The sequence below is a fragment of the Ralstonia sp. UNC404CL21Col genome (genome assembly GCF_000620465.1).
Lineage (GTDB): Bacteria > Pseudomonadota > Gammaproteobacteria > Burkholderiales > Burkholderiaceae > Ralstonia > Ralstonia flatus.
In genome coordinates this window covers 293,294-307,951 of sequence record NZ_JIBE01000003.1, presented here as the reverse complement: position 1 = coordinate 307,951, position 14,658 = coordinate 293,294, and the positions used below count along the sequence as shown (strand labels likewise).

The window sequence follows — 14,658 nt, the reverse complement described above, 5'->3', positions numbered from 1 at the left end:
TGAAACGGAGCGCGTCGCCGGGCGGTCAAAATCCGGTAGAATGCGCGCCTTCAAGAGCCTTTCAGAAGATCCATGAAAACAACCTTCCTGGAGTTCGAGCAGCCGATCGCAGAACTTGAGGCGAAGATCGAAGAACTTCGCTTCGTACAAGACGATTCCGCTGTCGACATTTCTGAAGAAATTTCCCGCCTGGCTTCCAAGAGCCAGCAGCTCACCAAAGATCTGTACGCCAACCTGACGCCATGGCAGGTCGCGCAGATCGCCCGGCACCCGCAGCGTCCGTACACGCTCGATTACGTCCGCGAGATCTTCACCGACTTCCACGAACTGCACGGCGACCGCACCTTTGCGGACGACCTGTCGATCGTGGGCGGTCTGGCGCGCTTCAATGGCCAGGCTTGCATGGTGATCGGTCACCAGAAGGGCCGCGATACGAAGGAGCGCGCGCTGCGCAACTTCGGCATGTCCAAGCCCGAGGGCTACCGCAAGGCTAAGCGCCTGATGGAGCTGGCGGACAAGTTCGGCCTGCCGATCTTCACGTTTGTCGATACGCCTGGTGCATTCCCGGGCATTGATGCGGAAGAGCGCGGCCAATCCGAAGCCATCGGCCACAACCTTTTCGTGATGGCAGGCCTGAAGGTGCCCTTGATCGCCACCATCATCGGTGAAGGCGGTTCGGGCGGCGCACTGGCCATCGCCATGGGTGATTCCGTGATCATGTTGCAGTTCGCCACCTACGCCGTGATCTCGCCGGAAGGCTGCGCGTCGATCCTGTGGAAGACCGCAGAAAAGGCGCCCGAAGCCGCCGAGGCGCTGGGCTTGACGGCGCATCGTCTGAAGGCGCTGGGCCTGATCGACAAGATCGTCAACGAGCCGCTGGGTGGCGCACACCGTGATCCGAAGGGCATGGCGACGATGCTCAAGCGCGCGCTGGCCGAATCGCTGCGTCAGTTCCAGGGCATGAAGACGTCGGAACTTCAGGCGCGCCGTCACGAGCGCCTGATGGCTTATGGCAAGTTCAAGGAAACCGACGGTCGCTGATTCGTCGGCTCATCTCGTCAACAAGGTCGCACAACGCGTTGCCGCGTGTGCGGCCTTCGTTGTTTCTGGAGACGCTGAGCCGCCGACTGTGGCGATTGCCCTGTCAGGCGGGCGGGATTCCGCGGCGCTCCTGCACGCGTGTGCCGCGTGGCGTGATGCGGGCGCCCGTGTGCAGCTCGTTGCCCTGCATATTCACCATGGCCTGCATGCCGACGCTGATGTCTGGGAATGCGCGTGTCAGCGCATGGCCGAAGCGGTCGGCGTGGCGTTTCATGCGCGCCGGGTCCAGGTAGCGGTTGACGCGGGGCGGGGCGTTGAGGAGGCGGCGCGCGATGCCCGGTACGCGGCGCTCGAAGCGCTCTGCATGGAGACGGGCGCCTCCATTCTGCTGACGGCACATCATCAGGATGACCAAGCGGAAACGGTGCTGCTGCAGTTGATGCGCGGTGCAGGTCTCGATGGCCTGGCCGCCATGCCGATGGCGCGGGCGGGTGCGGTCACGTTGCTGCGTCCATGGGTCGATGCACCGCGCAGCGAGATCGAGCTGTACGCACATGCTCATGCGCTTAGCTGGGTCGAAGATCCCTCCAACGCCGATGCACGCTACGCACGTAATGCATTGCGTCCACTGCTTGCGGGCATGGCCGATCATTTCCCCGCGTATCGAGAGGCGCTATCGCGCAGCGCAGCGCATTTGGCGGATGCGGCTGCATTGATCGACGAGATTGCGCAGGCGGACTTGACCCAAATCGCGTCGGCGAACGGACTCGATGTGGCGGCGCTGAGCGGGCTGTCCGTGCCGCGTCAGCGTGCGGTGCTACGTGCGTGGTTGGCCGAGGCGGGCATGCGCGCGCTGCCAAGTCGACGTCTGGAGGATCTGCGTACGCAGTTGACCGACGCGCGAGATGACGGTGCGCTGCGTATTGAATTACCGGCTGGGCAGGTCAGGCGCTACCGCGGCATTGCATGGATCGACGCCGGCGCCAATGATGTCCCCGAGCCGCGCACTGTCGCTATCAGCCCGGCGCTGTTCGAGCCCGCGCATCTGGCTGAGCAGCGCGTGACGTTGGATGCATGGGGGGGGACGCTGTTGTTTGCGCCCGTGGCAAGCGACGGGGTCGCCGCTCAAACCTTGCAAGCGCCGCTGTCGCTGGCTCCTCGCCGTGGCGGGGAGCGCATCGTGCTGCGCACCGGCGCACCATCCCGCGCGCTCAAACAGGCCTACCAGGAGGCGGGCATTCCGGCCTGGGAGCGCGAACGCTTGCCGCTGCTTTATGCGGGCGAAATGCTGGTGTTCGCAGCCGGGCTTGGAATGAACCGAGCGGCCATGCATAGCGGCGCGGGTTGGCAGATCACGTGGGTGGCTGGCGGCCAAGGTGCGCTCTGACACACATCGTCACCGGTGGTTTGCTTGCCGATCGATGCAAATTGCTGTATTTTCAAAAGCTTTTGCACCGCTCCGCCTCCTCCTGATCTTTCCAAGATGGCTCTCATCGTTCACAAATACGGTGGCACCTCGATGGGTTCGGTTGAACGCATCAAGAATGTCGCCAAGCGCGTTGCCAAGTGGCACCGTGCAGGTCACCAGATCGTGGTCGTTCCGTCGGCCATGTCCGGCGAAACCAACCGCCTGCTGGGTATGGCCAAAGAGATTTCGGCCCAACCCGACCCGCGTGAACTCGACATGATTGCCTCGACCGGCGAGCAGGTGAGCGTGGGCCTGCTGGCCATCGCGCTGCATGCCGAAGGCATCGACGCCCGCAGCTACACCGGCTGGCAAGTGCCGGTGAAGACCGATTCGGCCTACACCAAGGCGCGCATCCAGTCGATCGACGACGAGCGCGTCCGCGCTGATCTCGACGCGGGCCGCGTGGTCGTCATCACGGGCTTCCAGGGCATCGACAGCGAAGGCCATATCACCACGCTGGGCCGTGGTGGTTCCGATACCTCGGCTGTGGCGGTGGCTGCCGCGCTCGAAGCCGAGGAATGCCTGATCTACACCGACGTCGACGGCGTCTACACCACCGATCCGCGCGTGGTGGACGACGCTCGCCGGCTGGACAAGATCACCTTCGAAGAGATGCTGGAAATGGCCAGCCTTGGCTCGAAGGTGCTGCAGATTCGCTCGGTGGAGTTTGCCGGCAAGTACCGCGTGAAGACGCGCGTGCTGTCGTCGCTGACCGACCCGCTGATGCCGCTCGATGTTGAGATGAACTCGGGCACGCTGATTACTTTTGAGGAAGATTCGAACATGGAAGCCGCCGCCATTTCCGGCATCGCCTTTGCCCGCGACGAAGCCAAGATCACCGTGATCGGTGTGCCGGACAAGCCCGGCATCGCTTATCAGATCCTGGGCCCGGTCGCCGACGCCAACATCGACGTCGACATGATCATCCAGAACCAGTCGGTGGAAGGCAAGACGGACTTCACCTTCACCGTGCCGCGCGGCGAATACCAGCGTGCCCTGGCGATCCTGAACGACAGCGTGAAGGCGCACATCGGCGCAGCCAGCGTGTCGGGCGACCCGAAGGTGTCGAAGGTGTCGGTGGTGGGTGTGGGCATGCGCTCGCATGTGGGCATCGCCAGCAAGATGTTCCGCACGTTGTCGGAAGAGGGCATCAACATCCAGATGATCTCCACCTCGGAAATCAAGATCTCGGTGCTGATCGATGAGAAGTACATGGAGCTGGCCGTGCGCGCGCTCCACAAGGCGTTCGAGCTGGATCAGGTGTAATCGTCTGAACTGGCACCGGATGGCCGGGGTGGCGATCCCGGAGGCCACAGATTCTCACCGCGTGTCATGCAGTTGTCGTTGACCGGGTGGGGTGAAGTGGCTAGAATACGCGCTTCGTTGCACGGGCTCCTTCGTGTGACGCAAGTTTGGGAGACGTGGCCGAGAGGTCGAAGGCACTCCCCTGCTAAGGGAGCATCCGGGCCAAAACCTGGATCGAGGGTTCGAATCCCTCCGTCTCCGCCAGTTTGGCGCTTCTCGCGGGAAGCGCACATAACAGGCGGATGCGAGTCGAGATGACGTGACGGCTCGCATTGCACTGCACGTCAAAAAGCCCGCATGGTTTGCGCCATGCGGGCTTTTTCTTTGTCTGCTGCTTTGTAGGCCGCTCAGCCTGACATGCGCGCCCCATCCGGAGATGGCGCGCGCATCCATACATCAGCCTTGACCGACGCTCTCCGGCACGCCTGCGGTCACGTTGAAGCCGCAATCGACGTAGGTGATCTCGCCGGTCACGCCGCTGGCCAGGTCCGACAGCAGGAACGCAGCCACGTTGCCGACTTCCTCGATCGTGACGTTACGGCGCAGCGGAGCTACGTCTTCCATGTACTTCAGCAGCTTGCCGAAATCCTTGATGCCGGAGGCCGCGAGCGTCTTGATCGGGCCGGCGGAGATGCCGTTGGCGCGAATGCCCTTCGGCCCGAGCGCGCCGGCAAGGTAGCGCACGCCGGCTTCCAGCGACGCCTTAGCCAGGCCCATCGTGTTGTAGTTCGGGACGATGCGCTCAGCACCCAGGTACGTCAGGGCGAGCAACGAAGCATTGGGCGACAGCATCGGCAGCGCAGCTTTTGCCAGCGCGGGGAAGCTGTACGCCGAGATGTCGTGCGCGATGCGGAACGATTCGCGCGACAGGCCATCGATGAAGTTGCCGGCGATCGCTTCGCGCGGTGCAAAACCGATCGAATGCACCAGACCGTCGAAGTGGCCCCAGTGCTGGCCGAGGTCTTCGAAGACCTTGGCGATCTGTTCATCGCTGCCGACATCGCAGTCGAACACCAGCTTGCTGTCGAACTCGGTGGCGAATTCAGTGATGCGGTCCTTGAAGCGTTCGCCGACGTAGGTGAAGGCGAGTTCTGCGCCTTCGCGCTTGCAGGCGTTTGCGATGCCGTAGGCGATCGAGCGGTTGGACAGAAGGCCGGTAATCAGAATGCGCTTGCCAGCGAGGAATCCCATGGTTTCTCCGTACAAATGTGGGGCAACGTCGCGCCCGTATGTTGCTGTGGTCACTCGTCACTGCGGCTGCGCAGCGGCGGCATCCGGGGCACGAGGCAATTAGGTGGGCGCGATCATACCGGAAAGCGGGGGGCGCCTGCCCATTTGCGCGGTGCCGCACAATCCCCGCCAGCCTTGTCAATGCGGGACGATCCCGGGCCGGAATTGGTGGGATTGCCGCGTGAGGGCGTTAGAATCGTCGAAAACAGTTTTTCAGACAGCGATCAATCGGATCAACGCATGCAAGGACTTTGGGGGCAAGGGGCGCAATGAGCGTGCGCGTTGTGGCACACAAGCGATTCATGGCGCTGTTCAGCCTGCTGGCGGCGATCTGCGCGACACCCGCCTGGGCGGCACACGGTTACGCCGAATATGGCGACCTCAAGTATCCGGCCGGTTTCTCCAACTTCGGCTATCTGAACCCGAAGGCGCCCATCGGCGGCATGCTGCTGCTCGGCAATCCGGACCGCCGCACGAGCTTCGACAAGTTCAATCCGTTCACGATCAAAGGGACGTCGGCGCCGGGCCTGAATCAGCTGGTGTTCGAAAGCCTGCTCATTACGAGCTGGGACGAAACCGCCAGCGGCTATGGCCTGCTTGCGGACGACGTGGCAGTCGCACCTGACGAACTTTCGGTCACGTTCCACATCAACCCGCGTGCGCGATTCTCCAATGGCGATCGCGTGCGCGCGTCAGACGTCAAATACTCCTACGACATGCTGATGGGCAAGGGCGCGAGCCCGGCCTATCGCAGCATGACCGCGGATGTGGCCAAGGTGACCGTGGTGGACGCCAGCACCATCCGTTACGACTTCAAGCGCAAGAACAAGGAGCTGCCGCTCATCGTCGGCGGCCTGCCGGTGTTCTCGCCCAAGTGGGGCAAGGGCAGCGGCAAGCCCGACGACCCGGATGGCGGCAAGGATGTCGCATTCGACAAGCTGACCTTCCAGGATCCCGTTGCCAGCGGGCCGTATGTGGTCGAGCGCTTCGATCCGTCGCGCGGCATTACCTTCCGTCGCAATCCCGACTACTGGGGGCGTGACCTGAATGTGCGCCGTGGCTCGTTCAATTTCGAGCGCATCCAGTACAAGCTCTACAAGGATGAAACCGCCCGCCTGGAGGCTTTCAAGGCCGGCGAGTACGACGCCATGGTGGAATACCGCGCCAAGAACTGGGCCAAGAGCTATGTCGGCGTGAAGTTCCGCAGCGGCGAGTTGATCAAGAGCGAATTCCCGCATCGTAACGGTGCCGGCATGCAGGGCTTTGTGATGAACCTGCGGCGGCCGCTGTTCCAGGATCTTCGCGTGCGCAAGGCGCTGGCGTTGGCGCTCGATTTCGAATGGCTCAATCGACAGCTTTTCTATGGTGCATATCGCCGGCTGGACAGCTATTTCGCCAATAGCGAGCTGGCCGCATCGGATTCGCTCACGGGCACGCCCAGCAAGGGTGAGCTGACGTTGCTGGAGCCGCTGCGCAGCAAGCTCGATCCGGACGTGTTTGGCGTGCTGTCCGCCCCGCCTTCGACGGATCCCCCCAGCTCACTGCGTGACAACCTGCGGCAGGCACGTCGCCTGCTGGCCCAAGCCGGCTGGACGTACACGGACGGCGCGCTGCGCAACAGCAAGGGCGAGCCGTTCGTCTTCGAGATGCTCGACGACGGCGGCGCCATGAGCCGTGTCATGGCGGCGTATGCGCGCAACCTCGAGAAGCTCGGCATCCAGGTCAACCAGCGCATGACCGATTTCGCGCTCTACCAGAAGCGGTTGGAAGAGTTCGATTTCGACATGATCTCGCTGCGCTTTCCGGATTCGCAAAGCCCCGGCAACGAGCTGAAAGACCGCTTCGGTTCAGCGGCGGCTGATGAGGCCGGCTCGGACAATGTGATCGGCCTGAAATCGCCTGCCGTGGACGCGCTGATCGACGATGTGCTGCGCGCCGACAATCGCGACGAGTTGATCACGGCATCGCGCGCGCTCGACCGTGTGCTGATGCAAGGCTGTTATGTGATTCCGCACTGGTATTCGGCCTCGCACCGCGTGGCTTACAACAAGAACCTGATGTACCCGGATCGTTTGCCGTATTACTACTCGGCCGAGGCCTGGGTGCTGACGGCCTGGTGGCGGATGCCGGAATCCGCCCAATCGGCTGCCAAATGACCGCATCGGTGACACCATGTTCGCGTACCTGATCAAACGGTTGCTGCTCCTGATCCCGACGCTGATCGGCGTGATCACGCTCACGTTTGTCGTGATCCAGTTCGTCCCTGGCGGGCCGGTCGAGCAGATGATGATGGAGATGAAGGGGCGGGGCGCGGGCGGCGAGGCCAGCGGTGGCGGCGCCTTCGACTATCGCGGGCGGCGGGGCGTCGACGCCGAGAAGATCAAGGAAATCCGCGCCTTGTATGGCTTCGACAAAAGCCCCGTCGAACGTTACTTCCTGATGCTTGGCCGTTTTGCGCGCTTCGATCTGGGTGAGAGCTACTTCCAGCACCGCAGCGTGTGGGATCTCATCAAGTCGAAATTGCCGGTATCGATTTCGATCGGGTTGTGGACATTCTTTCTCACGTATCTCATAGCGGTGCCGCTCGGCATTGCGAAGGCCGTGCGCGCAGGCAGCCGGTTCGACCTGGTGACCAGCATCATCGTGCTGGTCGGTTACGCCATCCCAGGTTTCGTGCTGGGGGTGCTGCTGCTGGTGCTCTTTGGCGGCGGTACCTTCTTCCAGTGGTTCCCGATCCGTGGCATCACGTCCGACAACTGGGACCAACTCAGCTTGCTCGGCAAGATTACCGATTACCTTTGGCACATCACGCTGCCCGTCATGGCTTCGGTGGTCGGCAGCTTTGCCGTCATCACCATGCTGACAAAAAACGCGTTCCTGGAGGAAATCCGCAAGCAGTACGTGCTGACCGCGCGTAGCAAGGGCCTGTCGGAGCGGCGCGTGCTGTGGAAGCACATCTTCCGCAACGCACTGCTGCCGCTGGTGACGGGCTTCCCCTCGGCGTTCATTGGCGCATTCTTCACAGGTTCGCTGCTGATCGAGCAACTGTTCTCGCTCGACGGCATGGGCCTGCTCTCGTACGAGGCCGTGATGCGACGCGATTATCCGGTCGTGCTCGGCACGCTGTACTTGTTCACGCTGATTGGCCTGGCGGCGCGGTTGATTTCCGACGTGTGCTACGTGCTGGTCGATCCGCGCATCCACTTTGGCTCGGTTGGGCGATAGGCGGGCCGGCAACTATGACCCAGTATTCGCGCGCTTCCACGCATGCATCCAATACGGCAGCGCCGCATCCGGTGCGCCATTCGCCGTCACCGCTCAAGCGCGCGTGGCGTCGCTTCAAACAACATCGGCTGGGCTATTGGAGCCTGCTTATCTTCGTGGTGCTGTTCGTGCTCAGCCTGGGCGCCGAGTGCATCTCCAATGACCGGCCGCTGGTGGTCAAGTATCACGGCAACTGGTATTTCCCGATCGTCAAGACGTACCCCGAAACGACCTTCGGTGGGGATTTTCCGACACCGACGGATTACCTCGATCCGTTCATCCGAGACAAGTTCAAGGAGCCGGGCAGCTTTGCGATTTATCCGCCCAATCCGTATTCGTACGAGACGCTGAACTACTTTTCGAAAGAGCCTAATCCGGCACCGCCCTCTGCGGAAAACTGGCTCGGCACGGATGATCGCGGCCGCGATGTGTTTGCGCGGCTGCTGTATGGCTTCCGTGTGTCGGTGCTGTTCGGCCTGGCGCTGACGGTGCTCGGCGTGCTGGTCGGCACGCTCACGGGCGCGCTGATGGGCTTCTTCGGCGGGCGCTTCGACATGGTGTCGCAGCGGCTGATTGAAATCTGGAGTTCGATGCCCGAGCTGTATCTGCTCATCATCTTCGCGTCGATCTTCACGCCCAGCCTCGGGCTGCTGATCATCCTGTTGTCGCTGTTCGGCTGGATGAGCCTGTCCGATTACGTGCGTGCGGAGTTCTTTCGCAACCGCTCGCTCGACTACGTAAAGGCCGCGCGGGCGATGGGCCTGTCGAGCTGGCAGATCATGTGGCGCCACATCATGCCCAACAGCCTGACGCCCGTGATTACCTTCCTGCCGTTCCGAATGAGCGCGGCCATTCTCGCGCTCACGAGCCTGGATTTCCTTGGCTTGGGCGTACCGCCATCGACCCCGAGCCTCGGTGAGCTGCTTGCGCAAGGCAAGGCCAACCTGGATGCGTGGTGGATCTCGCTGTCGACCTTCGTGGTGCTCGTGCTGACCCTCGTGCTGTTGACCTTCATGGGCGACGCGCTGCGCGATGCCTTCGACACGCGCCTGTCATTCGCGCAGCTGCGCACGCGCCAGAAACCGGCGGGGGTGAAATGACCCGCGTCGATCTGCGTTCCTCCACGCCGAAGTCCGACGGTCCGCTGCTGCGCCTGGATGACCTGTGCGTGCATTTCGAATCCGAGCACGGCGAGGTGACGGAAGCCGTCAAGCATGTCTCGCTCGACTTGCACGCCGGCGAGCGCTTCGCGTTGGTGGGCGAATCGGGCTCCGGCAAGTCCGTGACCGCGCTGTCGATCATGCGATTGCTGGCCGACGCACAATACAGCGGCCGCATCCTGCTCGAAGGCCGCGACCTGCTGGCCGCCAGCGAGCGCGAAATGCGCGGCCTGCGTGGCGCCGATGTCGCCATGGTGTTCCAGGAGCCGATGACGGCGCTCAACCCGCTGTACACCATCGGCAACCAGATCGTCGAAACGCTGGAATTGCACGAAGGCCTGGACAAGCGCGCCGCCAAGGCACGAGCGATTGCGCTGCTGGAACGCACCGGCATCGCCGAGGCGCCGCGCCGGTTTGACGCCTTCCCGCATCAGCTTTCAGGCGGTCAGCGCCAGCGCGCGATGATTGCCATGGCGTTGGCATGTTCGCCCAAGCTTCTGTTGGCCGACGAGCCGACCACCGCGCTCGACGTGACGGTGCGCATGCAGATCCTGCAATTGCTGCGCGAGCTGCAGGCCGAATTCGGCATGGCCATCATGCTGATCACGCACGACCTGAACATGGTGCGTGCCTTTGCCGAGCGTGTCGGCGTGATGGAGCGCGGCGTCTTGGTCGAAACCGGCAACACGGCCGACGTGTTTGCCGCGCCTCAGCATCCTTACACCGTGCGCCTGCTCGAGAGCCGTCCGCAGCGCGACGTGCTGCCGCTGGTGCCGCTTGCGCCCGTGCTGCTCGAAGCCGACAAGCTGACCGTCACCTACGAACGCCATCGCCCCGGGTTTGCCGGCTGGTTCCGGACCGATCCGTTTACTGCCGTCGATGCCGTGTCGCTGCAACTGCGCGAAGGCGAGACGCTCGGCATCGTCGGCGAATCCGGTTCCGGCAAGACGACGCTCGCGCAGACGCTGCTGGGCCTGCAAACGGCAAAGAGCGGCGACCTGCGTTTCCTGGGCAACTCGCTGCTGCGCATTTCGCGCGACGAGCGCCGGGCGGTGCGCGCGCGCATGCAGGTGGTGTTTCAGGATCCGTACGGCTCGCTGTCGCCGCGCATGACGATTGAGGAGATCGTCGGCGAAGGGCTGGCGCTGCACCAACCGCACGTCAACGCCACCGAGCGCCGTCACCGCGTGATCGAGGCGCTGCGCGAAGTGGGCCTCGACCGCACGGCGCTGGGCCGCTATCCGCATGAATTCTCGGGTGGGCAGCGCCAGCGCATCGCCATTGCGCGTGTGCTGATCCTCAAGCCGCAGTTGCTGGTGCTCGATGAGCCGACTTCGGCACTTGACGTGTCGATCCAGCAGCAGGTGCTTTCGCTGCTGTCAGCCCTTCAGAAAAAGTACAACCTGTCGTATCTATTCATCAGCCACGACCTTGCGGTCATTCGTGCGATGTCACATCGCGTGGTGGTGATGAAGGACGGGAAAGTGGTGGAAGAGGGCGACACTGAAGCGGTGTTGGCGTCGCCTTCACACCCGTACACCTGCAAGCTGATGGCGGCGGCTTCGCTCAACCCCTCCCGGGATAACCCGTAAAATCCACCGTTTTCGCCCCAGGGCAGTGCAGTTTGGATGCGCTGTTTTTGTAAGAATGCGCATCTAAAGTCATGTCTAAGTACATGATTTGCATGTGGATTCCGAGGAATTTGTAACGACCTTTGACAAGTCAAAGTGTCACTTTTATCATCCTGCGAGATTGTTTTAACAAGATTCGGACTGTTCTCATTTGCGGCGGCGTATGTCGACCGCATCATTACAAGTTTCCGAGGGAGAGCCAATGCAGCATTTCGTACTTCATTCCATGGCGCGCCTAGCGGTAGGGGTTGTGATCGGCTGCGGCGTGATCGTGTCGAATGCAGTGCATGCTGATACGGTCTTCAAGGACACGGAAGTCCGCGCCGACGTCAAGCCCGAAGCCAAGCCGGGCCTCATTTCCAACGTGATGAGCAAGACCGGCGACGTGGTCATGAACGCCCTGGGCATGATCGGTCTGCGCTACCGTTTCGGCGGTAACACGCCGGAATCGGGCCTCGACTGCAGCGGCTTCGTCCGCTACGTTTTCAACGACACGTTCGGTTTCCTGCTGCCGCGTCGCGCCGTGGAAATGAGCCGCGTCGGCACCAGCGTGGACACGGCTGAACTGCGTCCGGGCGACTTGGTGTTCTTCAACACCATGCGCCACACTTTCTCGCACGTTGGCATCTACATCGGCGACAACAAGTTTGTGCACGCACCGTCCACCGGCAGCAAGATCCGCGTGGATGACATGACCGCCTCGTACTGGGTGACGCGCTATAACGGTGCCCGCCGCATCGAAGGCAACTCCGGTGCCGCAATCAAGGACGGCGCCGACAACTTTGTCGAGCAACTCAAGCGCGTCGATCCGAACGCCGCTGGCAAGCCGCTGGCCATGTACGGCGGTTGATTCGCTCCGATTTGCTATTTGCTATCGCGCAATAGAAAAAAGACCGCCGCGGCGGTCTTTTTTGTTGCCTGCTGACGGCCGCGTCAGTGCGGTGGCAGCGGGGCGCCCACGACGGTCTGCGTCAGATGCAGCTTTTCGCGCAGCAGCGGCATGGCGGCCTGGGCAGCCTGCTCGCCTGCCAGGATCGCCTCGTTGCGCGCGGTAAAGTCGCTGCCCTTCACAAACGGCAGCGACGGCGTGATGACCACATCGGCCTGGGCCAGCTCCGTCTTGCTGATGCTCTGGCCCATGATGGCCGTCGTCTGTAGCAGCATGCTGGCCTGTCCCGACACCGCTTGGTTGGCGGGGTCTGCCGAGATGTTCACCGCAATCACGAACGTCGCGCCCATCTGCTTGACGTAGGTAACCGGCACGGGCGCCACAAGGCCGCCGTCCACATATTGGCGTCCGCTGATCGTTACCGGCTGGAACACGCCCGGGATACTGCACGACGCGCGAACCGCCTGACCGGTATTGCCGCGCCGGAACAGGATCGGCTTGCCGCTTGTCAGGTCCGTCGCGACGATGCCGAGCGGAATGCGCATCTGCTCGATGCTCTTTTGCTTGACCAGCCGGTTGATGTATTTCTCCAGCGCCTCGCCCTTGAGCCAGCCGCCGAAGCGCGTGCCGAACGGCAGTGCCCAGTCGGCGATCATGGCCTCGTCCATCTTGAGCGCCATGCGGTTCATTTCGAGCCCCGACATGCCCGATGCGTAGATCGCTGCCACCACGCTACCCGCGCTCGTGCCGGTGATGAAGTCGATCTGAATGCCCTGGGCTTCCAGCATCTTAATCACGCCGATGTGCGCAAAACCGCGCGCGGCGCCGCCGCCCAGTGCCAATCCGATCCGCACGGGCTGCGTGGCTGGTTGGGCCGTGGGTGGAAGCACGGCCGTGGCGGGGGTGACGGGCGTTTCGGTTTTGCCGGACGAAAAGCCCGTCACGGTGCAGGCGGAGAGCATCGAGGCGCCGGCGGCGCCCAGGAAGAGGCGGCGTTGCATGAGGAGGTTGGGGCGGTTGGGTATGTCGCGCAGTGGTGTTCGGTCGTACCCGAGCGCGCTGCGGCCGGCCGCCATTGTGCCAAAGTTCGGCGACGGATCGGCCAGACAGGCGCAGCTCGGTTGCTATAATTTCGGTTTTGATAGAGGCCGCTCAGGATCCGCGCTCAGGATTCGATCACGCGGCCTTATTCGTTCGGCCATTCCTATGACACAGCGCGTCCGCACTCGTTTCGCCCCCAGCCCCACCGGCTTCATCCACCTCGGCAACATCCGCTCGGCACTTTATCCGTGGGCCTTCGCACGCAAGATGAAGGGCGATTTCATCCTGCGCATCGAAGACACCGACGTGGAGCGCTCCAGCCAGGAAGCCGTCGACGTGATCCTCGAGGCGATGGCGTGGCTGGACATGGATATTGACGAAGGCCCGTTCTACCAGATGCAGCGCATGGACCGTTACCGCGCCGTGGTCGCGCAGATGGTGCAGCAGGAGCTGGCTTACCCGTGCTACATGAGCACCGAAGAACTCGATGCCCTGCGCGAAGCGCAACGCGAGCGCGGCGAGAAGCCCCGCTACGACGGCACCTGGCGCCCTATGCCTGGCAAGGTGTTGCCGACGCCGCCGGCCGGCGTGCAGCCTGTGATCCGTTTCAAGAACCCCATCGGCGGAAGCGTCGTGTGGGACGACGCCGTGAAGGGCCGCATCGAAATCTCCAACGACGAACTCGACGACCTGGTGATCGCGCGCCCCGATGGCACGCCCACGTACAACTTCTGCGTGGTCGTCGACGACATGGATATGCAGATCACCCACGTGATCCGCGGCGATGACCACGTCAACAACACCCCCCGCCAGATCAACATCCTGCGCGCGCTCGGCGGTACGCCGCCGGTCTACGCTCACTTGCCGACCGTGCTCAACGAGCAGGGCGAGAAGATGAGCAAGCGCCACGGCGCCATGGCCGTGACGGGCTATCGTGATGCTGGCTATCTGCCCGAGGCGATCGTCAACTACCTTGCGCGCCTGGGCTGGGCCCACGGTGATGCCGAGATCTTCTCGCGCGAACAGTTCATCGAATGGTTCGACCTCGAGCACCTGGGCAAGTCGCCGGCGCAATACAACCCCGAAAAGCTCGCCTGGCTGAACAACCACTACATCAAGCAGGCCGATAACGCGCGCCTGGCCGATCTGGTGAAGCCGTTCATTGAAGAGCTGGGTGGCAAGGTCGATGGCGGCCCTGTGCTGGCCGACGTGATTGCGCTGGTGAAGGATCGCGCCAACACGCTTCGTGAAGTCGCCCAGACGGCGCTGCTGTTCTATCGCACGGATATCACCGTCGAGCCGGAACTGGCCGCGCAGCATCTTACCGACGACGTACGCCCTGGCATTGCCGCGCTGGCAGAGAAGCTCGGCGCGCTGCCTGAGTGGAAACGCGAGGCTATTGGCGCTGCCTTCAAGGAAGTGTTGGCCGCACAGGGCTGGAAGATGCCAAAGCTGGCAATGCCGGTGCGCCTGCTGGTGGCGGGCCAACTGCAAACGCCGTCGATTGATGCCGTGCTGGAACTGTTCGGTCGCGACGTTGTTCTGCGTCGCCTGGCTGCGTGATGAATGCGGCTCAAAAATTTTTGCGAAAGGGTATTGCCAAGCGCTAAACACTTCCCCTATACTCTT

The 14,658-nt window shown here is 62.7% G+C and carries 11 protein-coding genes and 1 tRNA gene; 10 read left to right on the top strand and 2 right to left on the bottom strand.

All coding sequences use genetic code 11. From position 1 onward, the window contains the following. Positions 1 to 72 precede the first annotated feature (72 nt). The 4 genes from N511_RS0101450 to N511_RS0101435 all read left to right on the top strand — a co-directional run bounded on the left by N511_RS0101450 (position 73) and on the right by N511_RS0101435 (position 4,018). Entirely contained in the window at positions 73 to 1,041 is a 969-nt protein-coding gene (locus tag N511_RS0101450; RefSeq protein WP_027677672.1) for an acetyl-CoA carboxylase carboxyltransferase subunit alpha, read from the top strand. Next, positions 1,010 to 2,428 carry a tRNA lysidine(34) synthetase TilS gene (tilS, locus tag N511_RS0101445; protein ID WP_027677671.1) on the top strand — a complete coding sequence of 473 codons (1,419 nt, stop codon included), beginning with the start codon at positions 1,010 to 1,012 and terminating at the stop codon, positions 2,426 to 2,428. Before N511_RS0101450 ends, tilS begins: the two co-directional genes overlap by 32 nt. Before the next feature lie 96 nt (positions 2,429 to 2,524). Then, the gene (locus tag N511_RS0101440; RefSeq protein ID WP_027677670.1) at positions 2,525 to 3,775 is read left to right on the top strand and encodes an aspartate kinase; all 1,251 of its coding nucleotides are present in this window, start codon (positions 2,525 to 2,527) and stop codon (positions 3,773 to 3,775) included. A 149-nt stretch (positions 3,776 to 3,924) separates the two neighbouring features. After that, positions 3,925 to 4,018: transfer RNA gene (locus tag N511_RS0101435), tRNA-Ser, on the top strand. A 192-nt stretch (positions 4,019 to 4,210) separates the two neighbouring features. Here N511_RS0101435 and fabI read toward each other — a convergent pair. Continuing rightward, positions 4,211 to 5,005: an enoyl-ACP reductase FabI gene (fabI, locus tag N511_RS0101430; RefSeq protein ID WP_027677669.1), complete on the bottom strand. Its 795-nt coding sequence runs from the start codon at positions 5,003 to 5,005 to the stop codon at positions 4,211 to 4,213. Between the two features lie 308 nt (positions 5,006 to 5,313). Between fabI and N511_RS0101425 the strand changes: the two genes are divergently transcribed. From N511_RS0101425 to N511_RS0101405, 5 genes are all read left to right on the top strand, one after another. After that, positions 5,314 to 7,200 carry an extracellular solute-binding protein gene (locus N511_RS0101425; protein ID WP_027677668.1) on the top strand — a complete coding sequence of 629 codons (1,887 nt, stop codon included), beginning with the start codon at positions 5,314 to 5,316 and terminating at the stop codon, positions 7,198 to 7,200. A 16-nt stretch (positions 7,201 to 7,216) separates the two neighbouring features. Further along, on the top strand, positions 7,217 to 8,269 hold the full coding sequence (locus tag N511_RS0101420) for a microcin C ABC transporter permease YejB (RefSeq protein ID WP_027677667.1): 1,053 nt from the start codon (positions 7,217 to 7,219) through the stop codon (positions 8,267 to 8,269). A gap of 14 nt (positions 8,270 to 8,283) precedes the next feature. Beyond that, on the top strand, positions 8,284 to 9,408 hold the full coding sequence (locus N511_RS0101415) for an ABC transporter permease (protein ID WP_027677666.1): 1,125 nt from the start codon (positions 8,284 to 8,286) through the stop codon (positions 9,406 to 9,408). Beyond that, the gene (locus N511_RS0101410) at positions 9,405 to 11,060 is read left to right on the top strand and encodes an ABC transporter ATP-binding protein (protein WP_027677665.1); all 1,656 of its coding nucleotides are present in this window, start codon (positions 9,405 to 9,407) and stop codon (positions 11,058 to 11,060) included. The genes N511_RS0101415 and N511_RS0101410 overlap by 4 nt, the downstream gene beginning before the upstream one ends. 241 nt (positions 11,061 to 11,301) lie before the next feature. Then, positions 11,302 to 11,949: a C40 family peptidase gene (locus N511_RS0101405; RefSeq protein WP_027677664.1), complete on the top strand. Its 648-nt coding sequence runs from the start codon at positions 11,302 to 11,304 to the stop codon at positions 11,947 to 11,949. Between the two features lie 83 nt (positions 11,950 to 12,032). Here N511_RS0101405 and N511_RS0101400 read toward each other — a convergent pair whose 3' ends face one another. Then, positions 12,033 to 12,989: a patatin-like phospholipase family protein gene (locus N511_RS0101400; protein WP_027677663.1), complete on the bottom strand. Its 957-nt coding sequence runs from the start codon at positions 12,987 to 12,989 to the stop codon at positions 12,033 to 12,035. Between the two features lie 205 nt (positions 12,990 to 13,194). Here N511_RS0101400 and gltX point away from each other — a divergent pair, with 205 nt between their 5' ends. Beyond that, positions 13,195 to 14,592, top strand: coding sequence for a glutamate--tRNA ligase (gene gltX, locus N511_RS0101395; RefSeq protein ID WP_027677662.1), 1,398 nt, complete (start codon positions 13,195 to 13,197; stop codon positions 14,590 to 14,592). The last annotated feature ends 66 nt before the right edge of the window (positions 14,593 to 14,658 follow it).

Excerpts from the sequence above, each read along its gene's own strand:
- N511_RS0101400 (WP_027677663.1), bottom strand. The coding sequence starts at position 12,989 with ATGCAACGCCGCCTCTTCCTGGGCGCCGCCGGCGCCTCGATGCTCTCC.
- N511_RS0101410 (WP_027677665.1), top strand. The coding sequence starts at position 9,405 with ATGACCCGCGTCGATCTGCGTTCCTCCACGCCGAAGTCCGACGGTCCG.
- N511_RS0101420 (WP_027677667.1), top strand. The coding sequence starts at position 7,217 with ATGTTCGCGTACCTGATCAAACGGTTGCTGCTCCTGATCCCGACGCTG.
- fabI (WP_027677669.1), bottom strand. The coding sequence starts at position 5,005 with ATGGGATTCCTCGCTGGCAAGCGCATTCTGATTACCGGCCTTCTGTCC.
- tilS (WP_027677671.1), top strand. The coding sequence starts at position 1,010 with ATGGCAAGTTCAAGGAAACCGACGGTCGCTGATTCGTCGGCTCATCTC.
- N511_RS0101405 (WP_027677664.1), top strand. The coding sequence starts at position 11,302 with ATGCAGCATTTCGTACTTCATTCCATGGCGCGCCTAGCGGTAGGGGTT.
- N511_RS0101440 (WP_027677670.1), top strand. The coding sequence starts at position 2,525 with ATGGCTCTCATCGTTCACAAATACGGTGGCACCTCGATGGGTTCGGTT.
- N511_RS0101425 (WP_027677668.1), top strand. The coding sequence starts at position 5,314 with ATGAGCGTGCGCGTTGTGGCACACAAGCGATTCATGGCGCTGTTCAGC.
- N511_RS0101450 (WP_027677672.1), top strand. The coding sequence starts at position 73 with ATGAAAACAACCTTCCTGGAGTTCGAGCAGCCGATCGCAGAACTTGAG.
- gltX (WP_027677662.1), top strand. The coding sequence starts at position 13,195 with ATGACACAGCGCGTCCGCACTCGTTTCGCCCCCAGCCCCACCGGCTTC.
- N511_RS0101415 (WP_027677666.1), top strand. The coding sequence starts at position 8,284 with ATGACCCAGTATTCGCGCGCTTCCACGCATGCATCCAATACGGCAGCG.